The 15,405-nt window shown below is 62.7% G+C and carries 13 protein-coding genes; 5 read left to right on the top strand and 8 right to left on the bottom strand.

The features are described from left to right. Positions 1 to 13: 13 nt before the first annotated feature. The 3 genes from NLY44_RS25890 to NLY44_RS25880 all read right to left on the bottom strand — a co-directional run bounded on the left by NLY44_RS25890 (position 14) and on the right by NLY44_RS25880 (position 3,426). Entirely contained in the window at positions 14 to 1,021 is a 1,008-nt protein-coding gene (locus NLY44_RS25890) for an ABC transporter permease subunit (RefSeq protein ID WP_023669492.1), read from the bottom strand. A gap of 47 nt (positions 1,022 to 1,068) precedes the next feature. Continuing rightward, entirely contained in the window at positions 1,069 to 2,667 is a 1,599-nt protein-coding gene (locus tag NLY44_RS25885; protein WP_023806311.1) for an ABC transporter substrate-binding protein, read from the bottom strand. Between the two features lie 165 nt (positions 2,668 to 2,832). Beyond that, the gene (locus tag NLY44_RS25880; protein ID WP_245263855.1) at positions 2,833 to 3,426 is read right to left on the bottom strand and encodes a hypothetical protein; all 594 of its coding nucleotides are present in this window, start codon (positions 3,424 to 3,426) and stop codon (positions 2,833 to 2,835) included. A gap of 37 nt (positions 3,427 to 3,463) precedes the next feature. On the opposite strand from NLY44_RS25880, the gene NLY44_RS25875 reads away from it, so the two are divergent. Both NLY44_RS25875 and NLY44_RS25870 read left to right on the top strand, forming a co-directional pair. Continuing rightward, entirely contained in the window at positions 3,464 to 5,134 is a 1,671-nt protein-coding gene (locus NLY44_RS25875; protein WP_245262667.1) for a long-chain fatty acid--CoA ligase, read from the top strand. A 28-nt stretch (positions 5,135 to 5,162) separates the two neighbouring features. Then, positions 5,163 to 5,870, top strand: coding sequence for a class I SAM-dependent methyltransferase (locus tag NLY44_RS25870; protein ID WP_031198174.1), 708 nt, complete (start codon positions 5,163 to 5,165; stop codon positions 5,868 to 5,870). An 84-nt stretch (positions 5,871 to 5,954) separates the two neighbouring features. On the opposite strand, the gene NLY44_RS25865 is transcribed toward NLY44_RS25870, so the two are convergent. From NLY44_RS25865 to pgi, 3 genes are all read right to left on the bottom strand, one after another. Then, positions 5,955 to 6,176, bottom strand: coding sequence for a hypothetical protein (locus tag NLY44_RS25865; protein WP_155922478.1), 222 nt, complete (start codon positions 6,174 to 6,176; stop codon positions 5,955 to 5,957). A 69-nt stretch (positions 6,177 to 6,245) separates the two neighbouring features. Then, entirely contained in the window at positions 6,246 to 6,977 is a 732-nt protein-coding gene (locus NLY44_RS25860; RefSeq protein WP_023688783.1) for an HAD family hydrolase, read from the bottom strand. Next, on the bottom strand, positions 6,974 to 8,617 hold the full coding sequence (gene pgi / locus NLY44_RS25855) for a glucose-6-phosphate isomerase (protein WP_023688784.1): 1,644 nt from the start codon (positions 8,615 to 8,617) through the stop codon (positions 6,974 to 6,976). The genes NLY44_RS25860 and pgi overlap by 4 nt, the downstream gene beginning before the upstream one ends. 427 nt (positions 8,618 to 9,044) lie before the next feature. Here pgi and pdxR point away from each other — a divergent pair, with 427 nt between their 5' ends. Continuing rightward, on the top strand, positions 9,045 to 10,538 hold the full coding sequence (gene pdxR / locus NLY44_RS25850; protein ID WP_023669484.1) for a MocR-like pyridoxine biosynthesis transcription factor PdxR: 1,494 nt from the start codon (positions 9,045 to 9,047) through the stop codon (positions 10,536 to 10,538). 208 nt (positions 10,539 to 10,746) lie between these two features. Next, positions 10,747 to 12,351: a trimethylamine methyltransferase family protein gene (locus NLY44_RS25845; protein WP_023755188.1), complete on the top strand. Its 1,605-nt coding sequence runs from the start codon at positions 10,747 to 10,749 to the stop codon at positions 12,349 to 12,351. A 17-nt stretch (positions 12,352 to 12,368) separates the two neighbouring features. Here NLY44_RS25845 and NLY44_RS25840 read toward each other — a convergent pair whose 3' ends face one another. Together NLY44_RS25840 and NLY44_RS25835 are read right to left on the bottom strand one after the other, a co-directional pair. Beyond that, entirely contained in the window at positions 12,369 to 12,767 is a 399-nt protein-coding gene (locus NLY44_RS25840) for a hypothetical protein (protein ID WP_023755189.1), read from the bottom strand. A gap of 140 nt (positions 12,768 to 12,907) precedes the next feature. Further along, a complete protein-coding gene (locus tag NLY44_RS25835; protein WP_023806313.1) occupies positions 12,908 to 14,713 on the bottom strand; it encodes an IlvD/Edd family dehydratase in 1,806 nt (601 codons plus the stop codon). 143 nt (positions 14,714 to 14,856) lie between these two features. On the opposite strand from NLY44_RS25835, the gene NLY44_RS25830 reads away from it, so the two are divergent. Continuing rightward, on the top strand, positions 14,857 to 15,315 hold the full coding sequence (locus NLY44_RS25830; RefSeq protein WP_023696771.1) for an SRPBCC family protein: 459 nt from the start codon (positions 14,857 to 14,859) through the stop codon (positions 15,313 to 15,315). The last annotated feature ends 90 nt before the right edge of the window (positions 15,316 to 15,405 follow it).

Genomic DNA, 15,405 nt, shown 5'->3' with positions numbered 1-15,405 from the left:
GTCGACTGGCTCATCACGCCGCCCTGATGCGCGGGTTGATGACGGCATAAAGCACGTCGACGATCAGGTTCACCGCCATGACGATAAGGGCGATCAGCAGCAAGCCTGACTGCACGACGACATAGTCGCGCTTGGATATGGATTCGACCATCCACTTGCCGATGCCCGGCCAGGCGAAGATGGTTTCTGTGAGAATGGCGCCGGCGAGCAGGGTACTGACCTGCAGGCCGATGGTGGTGACCACCGGGATCAGCGCATTGCGCAGCGCATGCACGCCGATGACGCGGGACGACGACAGGCCCTTGGCGCGGGCGGTCCGCACATAGTCTTCGCCCAGCACTTCGAGCATGGCCGAGCGCGTCTGGCGCGCGATCACCGCCAGCGGGATGGTGCCGAGCACAATTGTCGGCAGCACCAGGTGACTCAATGCCGAGCGGAAAGCATCCCACTTGCCGTAGAGCAGGCTGTCGAGGGTCAAGAAGCCGGTGATCGGCTTGATAAAGAACTGAAGGCCGATGCGGCCTGAAACCGGGGTCCAGCCGAGATAGCCGGAGAAAAAGATGATCAGCAGCAGACCCCACCAGAAAATCGGCATGGAATAGCCGACAAGGGCGGTGCCCATCAGCCCCTGGTCGAACCAGGAGCCGCGTTTGACCGCAGCAATGATGCCGGCCGGTATGGCCAGCACCATGGCGAAGATCATGGCGAAGACGGAGAGCTCGATGGTTGCCGGGAACAGCGTCATGAAATCTTCGATGACCGGCCGCTTGGACGAAATCGACACGCCGAAATTGCCGGTCGCGGCATCGCGGACATAATGCGCGTATTGCTGCCAGATCGGCAAATTGTAGCCGAACTGTTCCTTCAGTTCCGCGTAACGCTCGGGCGACACGCCATGCTCGCCGGCCATGGCAAGAATGGGATCGCCGGGCAGCAGCCTGACGAAAGCGAAGGCGCAGATGGTGATGCCGATCAGCGTCGGCAGCACCAAGACGATTTTGTTTAGGAGATATCGGAGCATCTTGAAAAGCGGGCGGCGCCTGATTGCGCGCCGCCCGCCTAACAGTTCTATTCGGCCTTGTCGACGCCGTCGAAGCGATGAATGCCGAGCGGGTCCATCATGAAGCCGCTGACATTCTTGCGCACGACTGCGTAGACTTGGCTGTGTGCCATGAGGAAGGCCGGAGCCTGCTTCTGGAAGACAACCTGCGCCTCTTCATAGAGCTTGGTGCGTTCGGCCTGGTCGCTGGTCTTCTTGGCCTTCTGGATCAGATCCTCGAAGTCCTTGTCGCACCAGCTGGAGTAGTTCGACACGCCGATGGCCGAGCAGGCGAACAGCGTGGCGAAGAAATTGTCCGGATCGCCATTGTCACCGGTCCAGCCGATCTGGAAGGCGCCCGGGCGTTCCTTCTTCTTGCCTTCTTCGCGGTACTTCGTCCACTCGTAGCTGACGATCTCCGCCTTGACGCCGACCTTGGCCCAGTCAGCCTGGATCAGTTCGGCGGCGCGCTGGAAGTTCGGGTTGTAGGGACGGACGCGGTCGGAGGCCCAAAGCTGGATCTCCTTCAATCCGGCATCGGCCAGCACCTTCTTGGCGGCTTCCGGATCATAGGCGTCGGACTTCACGTCCTTGTTCCACGACCACATGGTCGGCGGGATCAGGTTTACGGCCGGCGTGGCGCCGGCGTCCTGGAACAGCGACTTGATGAGCGATTCCCGATCGATCGCCTGGTTGAGCGCATGGCGCACTTCAGGCTTGTCGAGCGGCGGGATGGTGGTGTTGTAGCTCATATAGCCGATGTTGAGGCCAGCCTGATCCATCAGGGTCACGTCGGCGTTGGCCTTGATCGTGCCGATGTCGGCAGGATTCGGATAGGGCGCGATATCGCATTCGCCGGCGAGCACCTTCTGGATGCGGGCGGTGGCGTCAGGCGTGATCGCGAAGACGAGATCGTCGATCTTTTCCTTGCCCTTGAAGTAGTCCGGGTTGGCCGCATAGCGGATGACCGAATCCAGCTGGTAGTCGACGAACTGGAACGGACCTGTACCGACCGGCTTGGTCGAGAAGTCGGCCATCTTGCCGTCTTTTTCCAGCTGGTCGGCATATTCCTTCGACACGATCGAGGCGAAGTCCATGCCGACATTGGCCAGCATCGGCGCGTTCGGCTCGGTCAGCGTCAGCTTCACGGTCAGGTCATCGACCTTTTCCCACTTGGCGACGTATTTCGGCATGTCCATGCCGGTGTAGTAGTCCCAGGTCAGGTTCGGCAGGTACTTCTCGCCGTTCCAGGGGTTTTCCTTGTTGAACTGGCGATCGAACGAAAAGACGACGTCGTCGGCATTGAAATCACGCGTCGGCTTGAAGAAATCCGTCGTCTGGAACTTCACGCCCGGATGCAGGTGGAAAGTATAGACCAGGCCGTCGTCCGAAATCTCCCATTTGTCGGCGAGACCGGGCACAACTTCGGTGCCGCCATGCTTGAACTCGACCAGGCGCGAATAGACGGTGCGCGACGAGGCGTCGAAGTCGTTGCCGCCCGTCGTGGTACCCGGGTCGAAGTTGGCCGGTGAGGCCTCCGAGCAATAGACCAGCGTCTTGGCATTGGCCACACCGCCGAGGACGCTTGCAGCCAGCAACGCGGCTGCAAAAGTCAGTTTCTTTTTCATTGAGCACTCCCTGATGTTCTTCCAAGCCCCTCTATAGGCTCGCGAAGCGCGCATATAAGCACCGTTTTTCCGGCTTTGGAACACCCTGTTTGCCTACCCCACCGTAAGCAGAAAATATTTCTCGGTCTTTGACGAACTGCAGAAACAAATAGCAAAATCTGCTAATCACGGGATTGTTAACGACCGCATTTTTTCATTGACCGCAGCAATCGTAAGCCAAAAATCCACAAGCCTGGGTTTCGCCACCGAGATGACCGGACGGCATTGCCTGAGCTGGCATCGCGGGAAGGATTTCGACGGCAAATCTTTGCCGTCCTGCCGCTGGGGCAAGACTTGCACGGCCGCCGATAGTCGCAATAGATAGATGACACGCTGGATTTCCGGGAATCCGCGACATCGCTGCAGCGGAGGACGCCTCACCACATCGAGGCGGCGCAGCAGGAGCAGGCAACAGAACGACCGAGGGAGGCTAGAGGTGGCGAAAGCAACAAAGACAACGGCCCCGGCGAAAGCAAAAGCGGCGAAAGCTTCAAAACCGGCCGCCGCTGCCGCCAAGTCGAAAGCGCCACCGGCCAAAGCCACTCCCGCCGTCAAGCCAACGGCAACCTCGACGCCGGTGAAGGCAAGCGCCAACCCGGCAGCGAAACCTGCGGTCAAGCGCGCGGCGAAGACAACACCCGCTGCAAAGCCCGCCCAGCCGCCAGCCGCGAAGACAGCCGCGGCGAAGCCCGCCTCGAAGCCGTCGCCGGGCGCGGCCAAAAAACTGCCGAATACGCTGACGGCGCTTGCCGCGGGCTTGCCGGAAAAGCCATGGCTAAAGAGCTATTCGAAAGTCGTGCCGGCGGAGATCGGCGCCCTGCCCTACAGTTCGATCGGCGACTTCCTCGTCGGCGCCTGCAAGCAGTTTTCCGGCCAGCCGGCATACGTCTGCATGGGCAAGTCGATCTCCTATGCCGAACTCGAGCGGCAATCGGCCGCCTTCGGCGCTTATCTGCAATCGAAGGGCCTGCAGAAAGGCGCACGCGTGGCGCTGATGATGCCGAATGTGCTGCAATATCCGGTGGCGATGATGGCCGTGCTTCGCGCCGGCTATGTCGTGGTGAACATCAATCCGCTCTACACGCCGCGCGAGCTCGAACATCAGCTCAAGGATTCCGGCGCGCAGGCGATCGTCATTCTGGAGAATTTCGCCAGCACCCTGGACGCGGTGATTGCCAGGACGGCGGTCAAGCATGTGGTGGTCGCGGCGATGGGCGACATGCTCGGCGGCCTCAAGGGCACGATCGTCAACCTGGTCGTGCGCCGGGTGAAAAAGATGGTGCCGGCCTGGTCGCTGCCCGGCCATGTCAAGTTCAATGCGGCGGTGAAGGCCGGCGCCGGCATCGCCTTCAAGCCGGCCAAGATGGAAGCCAGCGACGTCGCCTTCCTGCAATATACAGGCGGCACCACGGGGATTTCCAAAGGTGCTGTGCTGCTGCACTCCAATGTGCTGTCCAATGTCGCGCAGAACACGCTGTGGCTGCAGGACGCCTATGCGATCAAGCCGAAACCGGCGCATCTCAATTTCATTTGCGCACTGCCGCTCTACCATATCTTCGCGCTGACGGTGAACGCGCTGATGGGCATGCAGCAGGGCGCCCAGAACGTGCTCGTTCCCAACCCGCGCGACATTCCCGGCTTCGTCAAGGAGCTGCAGAAATACCCGATGCACATTTTCCCCGGCCTCAACACGCTGTTCAACGCGCTGCTCAACAACGAGGATTTCCGCAAGCTCGACTTCAAGCCGCTGATCATGACGCTGGGTGGTGGCATGGCGGTGCAGAAGGGGGTTGCCGAGCGCTGGAAGGCGCTGACCGGCAATTCGATCACCGAGGGCTACGGGCTGTCGGAGACCTCGCCGGTGGCGACCGCCAACAAGTTCAGCGACAGCAATTTCACCGGCACGATCGGCCTGCCGCTGCCGTCGACCGAGATCGTCATCCGCGACGATGACGGCAACAACCTGCCGCTCGGCGAGGTCGGCGAGATCTGCATTCGCGGGCCGCAGGTCATGGCCGGTTACTGGAACCGGCCGGACGAGACCGCCAAGGTGATGACCAAGGACGGGTTTTTCAAATCCGGCGACATGGGCTTCATGGACGAGCGCGGCTACACCAAGATCGTCGACCGCAAGAAGGACATGATCCTGGTCTCCGGCTTCAACGTCTACCCCAACGAACTCGAGGAAGTCGTCGCCCAGCATCCGGGCGTGCTCGAAGTGGCGGCGGTCGGCGTGCCGGACGAGCATTCGGGCGAAGTGCCGAAGCTGTTCATCGTCAAGAAGGATCCGGCGCTGACCGTTGAGGCAATCACTGCGTATTGTCGCGAGAACCTGACCGGCTACAAGCGGCCGAAATACATCGAGTTCAGGACCGAGCTGCCGAAGACGCCGGTGGGCAAGATTTTGCGCCGGGCGCTGCGGGAATAATTTGAACGGCGAGCCTGGCGACGGCGGGATGGCGGACGATAGTCGGCGTCCCGATGCAGTAGTGTTCATCAAGGCGAACCTGCGGCTTGCGCCCGTTCCCGCCCTTCGTGAAATCCAGCTCTATACGGCTCATTCCGGCAGCGGCCTGAGGCGGCTTGTCGAGTGGCGAGCTCATGGACCGGAAGACGGCAGCCAGACCGAGGAGCACGAAGCTGAGCCGCAGCCGCCCTACTGGGCCTATGCCTGGGCCGGCGGCGCCGTGCTGGCGCGCTATATACTCGACCATCCGCAAATCGTGGCCGGTCACCGCGTGCTCGACCTCGGCGCCGGCTCGGGCCTCGTCGGCATCGCCGCCGCCAAGGCCGGCGCCAGCGCGGTGATCGCCGCCGAGAGCGATCGCAACGGCGTCGCCGCGATCGGCCTCAACGCGTTGGCCAACGGCGTCGAGATCACCATTGTCGACCAGGATATCACCACGGGCCCGCCGCCAGCGGTCGATCTCGTGCTTGCCGGCGACGTGTTCTACGGCCGCGAGGTTGCTCTGCGGGTGATCCCGTTCCTCGACCGCTGCCTGGCAGCCGGCATCGAGGTGCTGGTCGGCGATCCCCGCCGCGCCGATCTGCCGCTGTCGCGGCTACGATTGCTCGCCGAATATCAGGTGCCGGATTTCGGCGACGCAAAGGGTGATGTGACCAAGCCGAGCGGTGTGTTTTGGTTCGAGCCGGAAGATTGCTAGCGCGACGCGGCAAAGCCCAGTCGCTCTGAATGGCCGGATTCTACTCATTGTGGACAAACCTCAAGGGGCAGAAAATAGATTGGATTAGCCGTTGATAGGAGAAGTCGAATGGCGTGGATTAAAGTTGTTCAACGTATCGGCTTCATAGTTTGCCCAAAGTGCGAAAATCGCGGCTTCGAGCTTCAGCCTGGCGAAGACATCGATAACGCAAGCGCCAAGATCAGGTGCGGCAGATGCGGGTACGTTTGCTCTGCTAATGAGTAGCCCACTATGTCCGAAAACAAACCAGAAGCTCCATAGTTTCATGGCTGCTTCCCCCAACTCGGCCATTGGCGGGGAAATCCCGAGCCGAATTGAGTTTGCCCCAGGCCCCCGTCAGACCGTCTCCTTGACCCGCGCCGACAGAAAGTCCGGCAAGTCGGCAACCGAATCCAGAACGACATCGGCGATCGACGCCAGCGATTCCCGCGTGCCGGTGCCGGAGAGCACGCCGACCGCCAGGCCGCAGCCGCCGGCACGCGCCATCTCCAGGTCGTGGCGGTTGTCGCCGACCATGGCGATCTCGGACGCCTTCAACCCGGTCAGGTCGCAAAAGGCGACGATCGTGTCCGGCGCCGGTTTCGGATTGGCGACCGCGTCATAGCCATAGGCGGCGGTGAACAGCTGCGCGACGCCGAGCGTGACCATGGTCTTTTCGGCACCGGCAGTCGAATCATTGGTGGCGACGCCGAGCCGGTAGGATCGCTTGTGCAGAGCCGTCAGCGCCGCGACGATGCCGGGCAAGGCCACCGCCATCGATGAGCCTTGCACCGAGGTGATCTCGTTGAAACGGGCGACGGCCAGCATCTGGTCCTCGTCGGACAGGCGCGGGAACCATAGTTCGACGACATCCATGTTGGTGCCCGAGGCGAAGATGGAATCCGGCTTGAAACGCTTGGCGACAAAATCGAAGCCCGCCGCTGAAAGCAGCCTGTCGGCTTTCCAGCGATCGCCCTCGGCAGCATCCATGGCCATGAAATCGGCGATGCCGAGCCAGGTCGCGTTGAAATCGACAAGCGTGCCGTCCTTGTCGAACAATATGCCCTTGATGTCGGCCGGATTTTTCATTGCGCCCCCCGCAGTTGCTGGATGCGCGCCACCAGCCCGGCCGTCGATGCGTCGCGCTTGGCGGCGCTCTCCTTGCCTTCCACGACTGGCAACAGGCCGGTCGCCAGCTCCTTGCCGAGCTCGACGCCCCATTGGTCGAAGGAATTGATGTTGAACAGAGTGCCTTCGACGAAGACGCGGTGCTCGTAAAGCGCGATCAGCCGGCCGAAGGTGCGCGGGTCGAGCTTGCGGTAGAGGATCGTCACCGAGGGGCGGTTGCCGGAGAAGACGCGGTGCGGGGCTATTCTGTCGACATCGGCCGGCTTCATGCCCTTGGCCAGCATCTGCGCGCGAGCCTCGTCCAGCGTGCGGCCCTTCATCAACGCTTCCGATTGGGCCAGGCAATTGGCAAGCAGTAGATCGTGCTGGTGCTTCAGATCCGGCTCATGGCCGACGGCAGCGGCAAGGAACTCGACCGGGATGGAATCGGTGCCCTGGTGCAGCAGCTGGAAGAAGGCGTGCTGGCCATTGGTGCCGGGCTCGCCCCAGACCAGCGGTCCGGTCGGCGTCGTCACCGGCGTGCCGTCGAGGGTGACGCCCTTGCCGTTCGATTCCATGTCGAGCTGCTGCAGATAGGCCGGCAGCCTGGAAAGGCGCTGGTCATAAGGGATGACCGCACGCGCCGGATAACCGCAGATCACGCGATGCCACCAGCCGACCAGCCCCAGCAGCGCCGGCAGGTTCTTCTGCAGGGGTGCGGTGCGGAAGTGCTCGTCCATCTCATGCGCGCCATCGAGGAAGGCGCGGAAGTTGCGCGGGCCGATGGCGATCATCACCGGCAGGCCGATGGCGCCCCACAGCGAATAGCGGCCGCCGACCCAGTCCCAGAAGCCGAACACGCGATCCGCTTCGATGCCGAACTTGGAAACCAGGTCGAGCGCGGTCGAGACGGCGGCGAAATGCTTGCCGACAGCTTCCTTGCCGAGCGCCTTCTGCACCCATTCGCGCGCCGTCTCGGCATTGGTCATCGTCTCGACCGTGGTGAAGGTCTTCGAGGCGATGATGAACAGGGTGGTTTCGGCCGACAGGCCCTTCAGCGTGTCGTGGATATGGGCGCCGTCGATGTTGGAGACGTAGTGCGCGCGCGGGCCGTCGTGATAGGGCGCCAGCGCCAGCGTCGCCATGGCCGGGCCGAGATCGGAGCCGCCAATGCCGATGTTGACAATGTCGGTGATTTTCTTGCCGGTGGCGCCGGCGGCCTTGCCGGAGCGAATGGCGTCGGCGAAAGCGCCCATGGCGTCGAGCACGGACAGCACATCCGCCTTGACGTCCTGGCCATCGACGGTGACGCCCTTGCCCGAGAGGTTGCGCAGCGCCGTGTGCAGCACGGCGCGGTCTTCGGTGATGTTGATTTTCTTGCCGGAAAACATTGCGGCGCGGCGACCTTCGAGATCGGCGGCGGCGGCGAGCTTCTCGAGCAGTTCCATCGTGCCCTGGTCGACCGCGCATTTCGACCAGTCGAGCAAAAGGTCGCCGTCGCTGGCCGAGAACGTCTCGAAGCGCTTGGGGTCGGCGGCAAAAGCCTCGCGCATCGTACCCGATGCCGCCGCGCGCGCAGCACGCAAGGCGACAAGCTGTTTGTCGAAGGAGGAATGATCCACTTTCGGCTCCTGATCGTTTTTCACGACATCTTATCAGACCGGATGTTTCCGGCGCGTGTCGTCGCGCTGATCTTATTGAGCCGAATTCCGCATGTTTCAATGCGTGGGGATGACGCAGTGCAGCATAGTGCGATGTGATGGAGCTATGACGCTGCGCGCCGCGCTGGATGATTTGATGGGAGTAGCGACGACGCTGCGCGTCGCGCTGGGGATAATGAGGCGCGACGACGCTTCGCATCGCGCGGGCGTCCGCGCTGCGGGATGACGCAAGCGTCACCCGGGGATGCGACGACGCTGCGCGTCGCGCATAGATCACTGGCATAAATCCCAGCGATCAGAAAAATTGATTGGCGCAACCCCTTGTGCCACGGTTACCTTCCGCTGGTCCAGCCAAGCAAAAAAGACTGGCCATCGAGGAACACCTTCCATGCCACAGCGTAACGACACGGCCATATGGTCCGGCCTGTTCCGGATTTCGGCGGAATCGGGCCAGACCCTGCAGGCGCAGATCCGTCAGGCGATCGTCGCCGCCATTCTCGACCGGCAGATCGCCGCTTCGATGCCGCTTCCGTCCTGCCGCATCCTGGCTGAAAAACTCGGCGTCGCACGCGGCACTGTGGTGCTGGCGTTCCAGCAATTGGTCGACCAAGGTTTCCTGGTGGCGCGCGAACGGCGCGGCCATTTCGTCAATCCGGATGTGCTGGCCACCCCCGCCAAGCCGCACCAGAAGGCGCCGGACCAGCAAAACGAGATCGACTGGAAGGCACGAAGGCAGATCGCCGCCAGCGACATGCCGCCACCGGCCAAGCACGACAACTGGATCAAGTCCTCCTACCCCTTCGTCTACGGCCAGTTCGACCCGGCGCTGTTCCCGACAGCCGAGTGGCGTGAGTGCAACCGCATGGCGCTGGCCGTGCTCGAAATCCGCAACTGGGCCTCCGACATGGTCGATCGCGACGATCCGCTCTTGATCGAGCAGATCCAGGCGCGGCTGTTGCCGCGGCGCGGCATCTTCGCCAATCCGGACGAGATCATCGTTACGCTGGGCGCCCAGAACGCGCTCTATATGCTGGCGACACTGCTGATGACAAAGGGCTCCAAGGTCGCGATGGAAGACCCGGGATACCCCGACGCGCGCTCGATCTTCCGCCTGGCAGGCGCCGAAATCCAGCCGGTTCCGGTCGATCAGTCCGGCATCGTCACCTCGTCCATCCCCAACGATTCCGGCTTTGTCTTCGTCACCCCCAGCCACCATTGCCCGACCATGGTGCCGCTGTCGGCAGAGCGGCGGCAGGACCTTCTGGCGCGCGCCAACCGCCACAACCAGATCATCATCGAGGACGGCTATGACAGCCAGCTTCTCGACGAGGCGCCGCAGCAGGCGCTGAAGAGCCTCGATCGCTCGGGTCGCGTCGTCTATGTCGGCTCGATGTCGAAGACGCTGGCTCCGGGCCTGCGGCTTGGCTACATCGTCGCTTCGGCTGGACTAATCTCCGAGCTTAGGGCGCTGCGCCGCTTCATGCTCAGGCACCCGCCGGCCAACAACCAGCGCGCGGTAGCGCTGTTCCTGTCGCTCGGCCATCACGAGGCGCTGGTGCGGCGGCTGTCGTCGGCCTTCGACGAGCGGCGCAAGCGTCTGGTCCATGCGATTTCCGCATTCCTGCCGGAATGGCGCTCGACCGATTCGGCCGGCGGCACATCGCTCTGGCTGGAAGGCCCGCGCGGCACCGATTCACGTGGACTGGCCGAGGCCGCGGCCTCGCGCAGCGTCATCATCGAGCCGGGCGACCGCTTCTTCGATCGCACCGAAAAGCCGTCGCGTTTCATGCGCTTGGGCATTTCCTCGATCGCACTGCAGCACATCGAGCCGGGTATTCGCGAGCTCGCGACCGCCGCCGGACGCAGGCCCGCTGCAGCCTGATTTGCCTGTGCCGGGGCTTTGAACAGCCCCGGCCCTAGGCATGATCACCAACATTCTGCACTAGCTCTCTGGCATACTCGGCTGCGTTGACTGGCCCATAGGCTGGGCCAATGGCAACGGCATAGTCGGCTGACAGAGGGACGAAGCAAGCCGACGGTGGACCAATCATCGCGTCGTGTTTCGCAAGCTAAAGGTGGAGTGCCCCCCCATGTCAGTGGCTGTTGAGAAGCAGGATGCGGCTCCTAAAGATGCATCAGCCGACCAGCGTTCGCGCCGATCCGGCGGGCGCGAAGCGCGCCGCGCCATGCGGGCCGCACCGCTTGCCGACGATATCCGGCCGGTGCGCGCCGGCCTCGAAGGCGGCAGCTACGGGCCGCTCAACCAGAACGACCAGGAACGCATCCATGAAGCGGTGCTGACGCTACTGGAGACCGTCGGCTTCGCCAATGCCATTCCCTCCTGCATCGAGGCTCTGACCGGGGTCGGCGCCGTCTATGGCGATGACGGCCGCGTCCGTTTCCCACGTGGGCTTGTGATGGACACGATCAGACGAGCCGCGCGAAATTTTACGCTGCACGGCCAAGACCCCAGGCATGACATGCTGATCCAGGGCAAGCGCGTGCATTACGGCACGGCGGGTGCGGCGGTGCATCTGGTCGATGTCGAAAAGCGCGAATACCGAGAGTCGCTGGTGCAGGACATTTACGACGCCGCCCGCCTCGTCGAAGGGCTCGACAACATCCATTTCTTCCAGCGGCCCATGGTGCCGCGCGACATTCCCGATCCGCTCGAAATGGACTTCAACACGCTCTACGCCTGCGTGATGGGGACGTCGAAGCATGTCGGCACCTCGTTTACGGTGCGCGAGAACGTGCAGCCGGCGCTGGAAATGCTTTATGCGATCGCCGGCGGCGAGGAGAATTTCCGCGCCCGGCCGTTCGTGTCGAACTCCAATTGCTTCGTCGTGCCGCCGATGAAGTTTGCCGAGGACGCCTGCGGCGTGCTCGAAGCCTGTGTCGAAGGCGGCATCCCGATCCTGCTGCTATCGGCCGGCCAGGCCGGCGCCACCGCTCCGGCGGCAATTGCCGGCGCTGTGGTGCAAGCGGTGGCCGAAGTGCTTGTCGGCCTCATCTACGTCAACGCCATTAAGCCCGGGCACCCGGCGATCTTCGGCACATGGCCGTTCGTCTCCGACCTCAGGACCGGTGCGATGTCGGGCGGCTCGGCCGAGCAGGCAGTGCTGACTTCGGCCTGTGCGCAGATGGCGCAGTTCTACGATCTGCCGGGCGGTTCGGCCGCCGGCATGACGGATTCGAAACTGCCCGACATCCAGTCCGGCTATGAAAAGGGGATCACCGATGTGATGGCCGGCCTTGCCGGCCTCAATCTGGTCTATGAATCGGCGGGCATGCACGCCTCGCTGCTCGGCTTTTGCCTGGAGAGCCTGATCATAGACAATGACATGCTGGGCCACTGCCTGCGCTGCGTGCGGGGCATCGAAGTGACCGACGAAGCGCTGTCGATCGACACCATCACCGAAGTCTGCATGAATGGCCCAGGCCACTATCTCGGCAACGAGCAGACGCTGCGCCTGATGCAGACCGAGTATTTTTATCCGGCCGTCGGCGACCGCTTTTCGCCCAAGGAATGGAACGAGAAGGGCCGGCCCGACATCTTGCAGCGGGCGATCATCGAAAAGAAGCGCGTGCTTGCCGAGCGCTTCCCGCGCCATGTGCCGAAGCTGCTCGACGACAAATTGCGCGCCCGCTTCGGCGAGATGATCAAGCTGCCACGCAGCGGCATGGGCGGGTAAGCTTCCCCTTACGTAGGTCAGTCCGCACTTAACCCAAAGCGCTCGACCACTTCGGCGCTGATCAGCTTGCCATGCAGCGCCATCAACACGATCTGGGCATCCAGGCTGTCGCCGGTTTCAAGCGCAGCCTCGATGCGGCGTTCAGCGTCCAGCCGCCGCTCCGGCCCATTGGCCTGCTCGAAGGTTTGTGGGCCCGCGATGCAATAGCCAAACAGCTGCGCCACGGACCGGTAGGCGTCCGGCGGCGGCTCGTCCGGCCAATAATCCTTCATCAAATTGACGATGGTGAGCTTTACCCCCTCAGGGACAAGCGCCGGATGCAGATCGGCGCCGCGCAGCGCGGTGTCGAGTTCCCGCAAATCGCCGGAGCGGCCGAACATGCCGAGGAAACCGAGGGAAGAGCGCCGCTTCGTCATTGATGGGTGTTATCCCTCGTGCAGGACCTATCGAGACGACGTATCTGTAGACTTGGCCCAATCGATACAAGAGCGTTGCCATGAGAAAAGGCGGCCTGCCCGATGGCAAGCCGCCTTCGATTTCACCAAACTTGCAACGCTCAGTGGTTGTCCCTCGGCACGCCGCTGGTATGGGCGACGTCCTGGTATTTCACCGCCGGCTTCAGCACCATGCCCTCCGAGAACTGGTCGACCATGGAGCGCTGGATCTCCTGCCATGGCGTCTGATGCTTGGGATAATGATAGCCGCCATCGACCTGCAGTTCGGCACGGCGGCGCGTGATTTCCTCGTCGGTGACGAGGATGTTGGCAGTGCCTTTCCGTAAATCGATGCGCACACGGTCGCCGGTCTTGAGCAGCGCCAGGCCGCCGCCAATGGCGGCTTCCGGCGAAGCGTTGAGGATAGAGGGCGAGCCCGATGTGCCCGACTGGCGGCCATCGCCGATGCAGGCCAGCGCGTGAATGCCCTTCTTGATGAGATAGGCGGGCGGCTGCATGTTGACCACCTCGGCGCCGCCGGGATAGCCGATCGGGCCGGCCCCGCGCATGAACAGGATGGTGTGCTCGTCGATGCCTTGCGCCGGATCGTCGATGCGGGCGTGGTAGTCCTCCGGACCGTCAAAGACCATGGCGTTGCCTTCGAAGGCTTCCGGGTCGTTCGGGTTGGAGAGATAGCGCTCGCGGAATTCCGGCGAGATGCCGCTCATCTTCATGATTGCGGAATCGAACAGATTGCCGCTGAGATTGATGAAGCCGGCATTGGCCTTCAGCGGCTCGGCGACGGTGCGGATGACGTCGGTGTTCTCGTTGGCGACACCCTTGCAATTGTCACCGATAGTCTTGCCATTGACGGTCATCGCTTCGGGATAAGGCAGCAGCTTGGCCTTCATCAACTCGGCCACCACAGCCGGCACGCCGCCGGCATGGTGATAGTCTTCGCCGAGATATTCGCCCGATGGCTGCAGATTGACGATGAGCGGCACATGGAGGCCGACCGTCTGCCAGTCGTCATTGGTGAGCGGCACGCCGAGATGACGGGCAATCGCGTTGAGGTGGATCGGGGCATTGGTCGAGCCGCCAATCGCCGAATTGACGACAATGGCGTTCTCGAAGGCCTTGCGCGTCATGATGTCGGACGGCTTCAGATCCTCATGCACCATCTCGACGATGCGCTTGCCGGTCTCATAGGAGATCTGGCCGCGCTCGCGGTAGGGTGCGGGAATGGCGGCCGAACCCGGCAATTGCATGCCGAGCGCCTCTGCCAGCGAGTTCATCGTGGTGGCGGTGCCCATGGTGTTGCAATAGCCGGTCGACGGCGCCGATGAGGCGACGATGTCCATGAACTCGTCATAGTCAATCTCGCCGGCGGAGAGCCGCTGGCGCGATTCCCAGACGATGGTGCCGGATCCCGTGCGCTTGCCTTTGTGCCAGCCATTGAGCATCGGTCCGACCGAAAGTGCTATGGCCGGAATATTGACGGTGGCCGCCGCCATCAGCAGCGCCGGCGTGGTTTTGTCGCAGCCGATGGTCAGTACGACGCCGTCGAGCGGATAGCCGTAAAGCACTTCGACCAGGCCGAGATAGGCAAGGTTGCGGTCCAGTGCCGCGGTCGGGCGCTTGCCGGTCTCCTGGATCGGATGGCACGGGAATTCGAAGGGGATGCCGCCCATCGAGACGATGCCTTCGCGCACGCGCTTGGCGAGTTCGATATGATGGCGGTTGCATGGCGACAGATCCGAGCCGGTCTGGGCGATGCCGATCAGCGGCTTGCCCGACATCAGCTCGGCCCGCGTCAGGCCGTAGTTCAGGTAGCGCTCGAGGTAGAGCGCGGTCATGCCTGGATTGTCGGGATTGTCGAACCACTCCTGCGAGCGAAACTTCTTCTTTCCGGTGGGGGCGCCTGCCATCATGGTCTCCGTATTTGTAAGACAAATCGATATGGCAACGCGCGGAAGCAGGCAAGAGGGCGCACCGTCGCAACCGGACTTTGGTGCGATAGACACAGACCAGACCGTGCGTTAGGCCTTCGAAGTCTGTCCGGGAGGTGTCGATGGCTTTGGTGATCGAAGGCGAGGAACGCATTGCCGCCCCCCTGCAGAAAGTGTGGGACGCGCTGAACGATCCGAAGGTTTTGCAGGCGACCATTCCCGGCTGCCAGCACCTGGAGATGAAATCGCCGACCGAAATGGCGGCGACGGTGGTGTTGAAGATCGGACCGATCAAGGCGACATTCAACGGCGAGGTGACGTTGAAGAACCTGAAGCCGCCGCACTCCTACACCATCCAGGGCGAGGGCAAGGGCGGTATTGCCGGCTTCGCCAAGGGTGGCGCCGACGTGACGCTGACGGCGGACGGGCCGGATGCGACGGTCCTCAAATACGCGGCCAAGGCCGAAGTCGGCGGCAAGATCGCCCAACTCGGCAGCCGGCTGATCGAATCGACTTCGAAGAAGCTGGCCGGGCAGTTTTTTTCAAGCTTTGGCGAGAAGGTGGGCTCCCCTCCCCCTTGAGGGGAGGGTGCCTCGTGAAGCGAGGCGGGTGGGGTCGCCTCAACTGCCTCAACGTGAGTTGAGCTGCCTCGACTTGTAAAGAAATAGCGT

Source organism: Mesorhizobium sp. C089B (assembly GCF_030323125.1).
Taxonomy (GTDB): domain Bacteria; phylum Pseudomonadota; class Alphaproteobacteria; order Rhizobiales; family Rhizobiaceae; genus Mesorhizobium.
This window is presented reverse-complemented; position numbering and strand designations above follow the sequence as displayed.

Excerpts from the sequence above, each read along its gene's own strand:
- NLY44_RS25835 (WP_023806313.1), bottom strand. The coding sequence starts at position 14,713 with ATGGCAGGCGCCCCCACCGGAAAGAAGAAGTTTCGCTCGCAGGAGTGG.
- pdxR (WP_023669484.1), top strand. The coding sequence starts at position 9,045 with ATGCCACAGCGTAACGACACGGCCATATGGTCCGGCCTGTTCCGGATT.
- NLY44_RS25885 (WP_023806311.1), bottom strand. The coding sequence starts at position 2,667 with ATGAAAAAGAAACTGACTTTTGCAGCCGCGTTGCTGGCTGCAAGCGTC.
- NLY44_RS25845 (WP_023755188.1), top strand. The coding sequence starts at position 10,747 with ATGTCAGTGGCTGTTGAGAAGCAGGATGCGGCTCCTAAAGATGCATCA.
- NLY44_RS25890 (WP_023669492.1), bottom strand. The coding sequence starts at position 1,021 with ATGCTCCGATATCTCCTAAACAAAATCGTCTTGGTGCTGCCGACGCTG.
- NLY44_RS25870 (WP_031198174.1), top strand. The coding sequence starts at position 5,163 with ATGGCGGACGATAGTCGGCGTCCCGATGCAGTAGTGTTCATCAAGGCG.
- NLY44_RS25865 (WP_155922478.1), bottom strand. The coding sequence starts at position 6,176 with ATGAAACTATGGAGCTTCTGGTTTGTTTTCGGACATAGTGGGCTACTC.
- NLY44_RS25840 (WP_023755189.1), bottom strand. The coding sequence starts at position 12,767 with ATGACGAAGCGGCGCTCTTCCCTCGGTTTCCTCGGCATGTTCGGCCGC.
- NLY44_RS25830 (WP_023696771.1), top strand. The coding sequence starts at position 14,857 with ATGGCTTTGGTGATCGAAGGCGAGGAACGCATTGCCGCCCCCCTGCAG.
- NLY44_RS25860 (WP_023688783.1), bottom strand. The coding sequence starts at position 6,977 with ATGAAAAATCCGGCCGACATCAAGGGCATATTGTTCGACAAGGACGGC.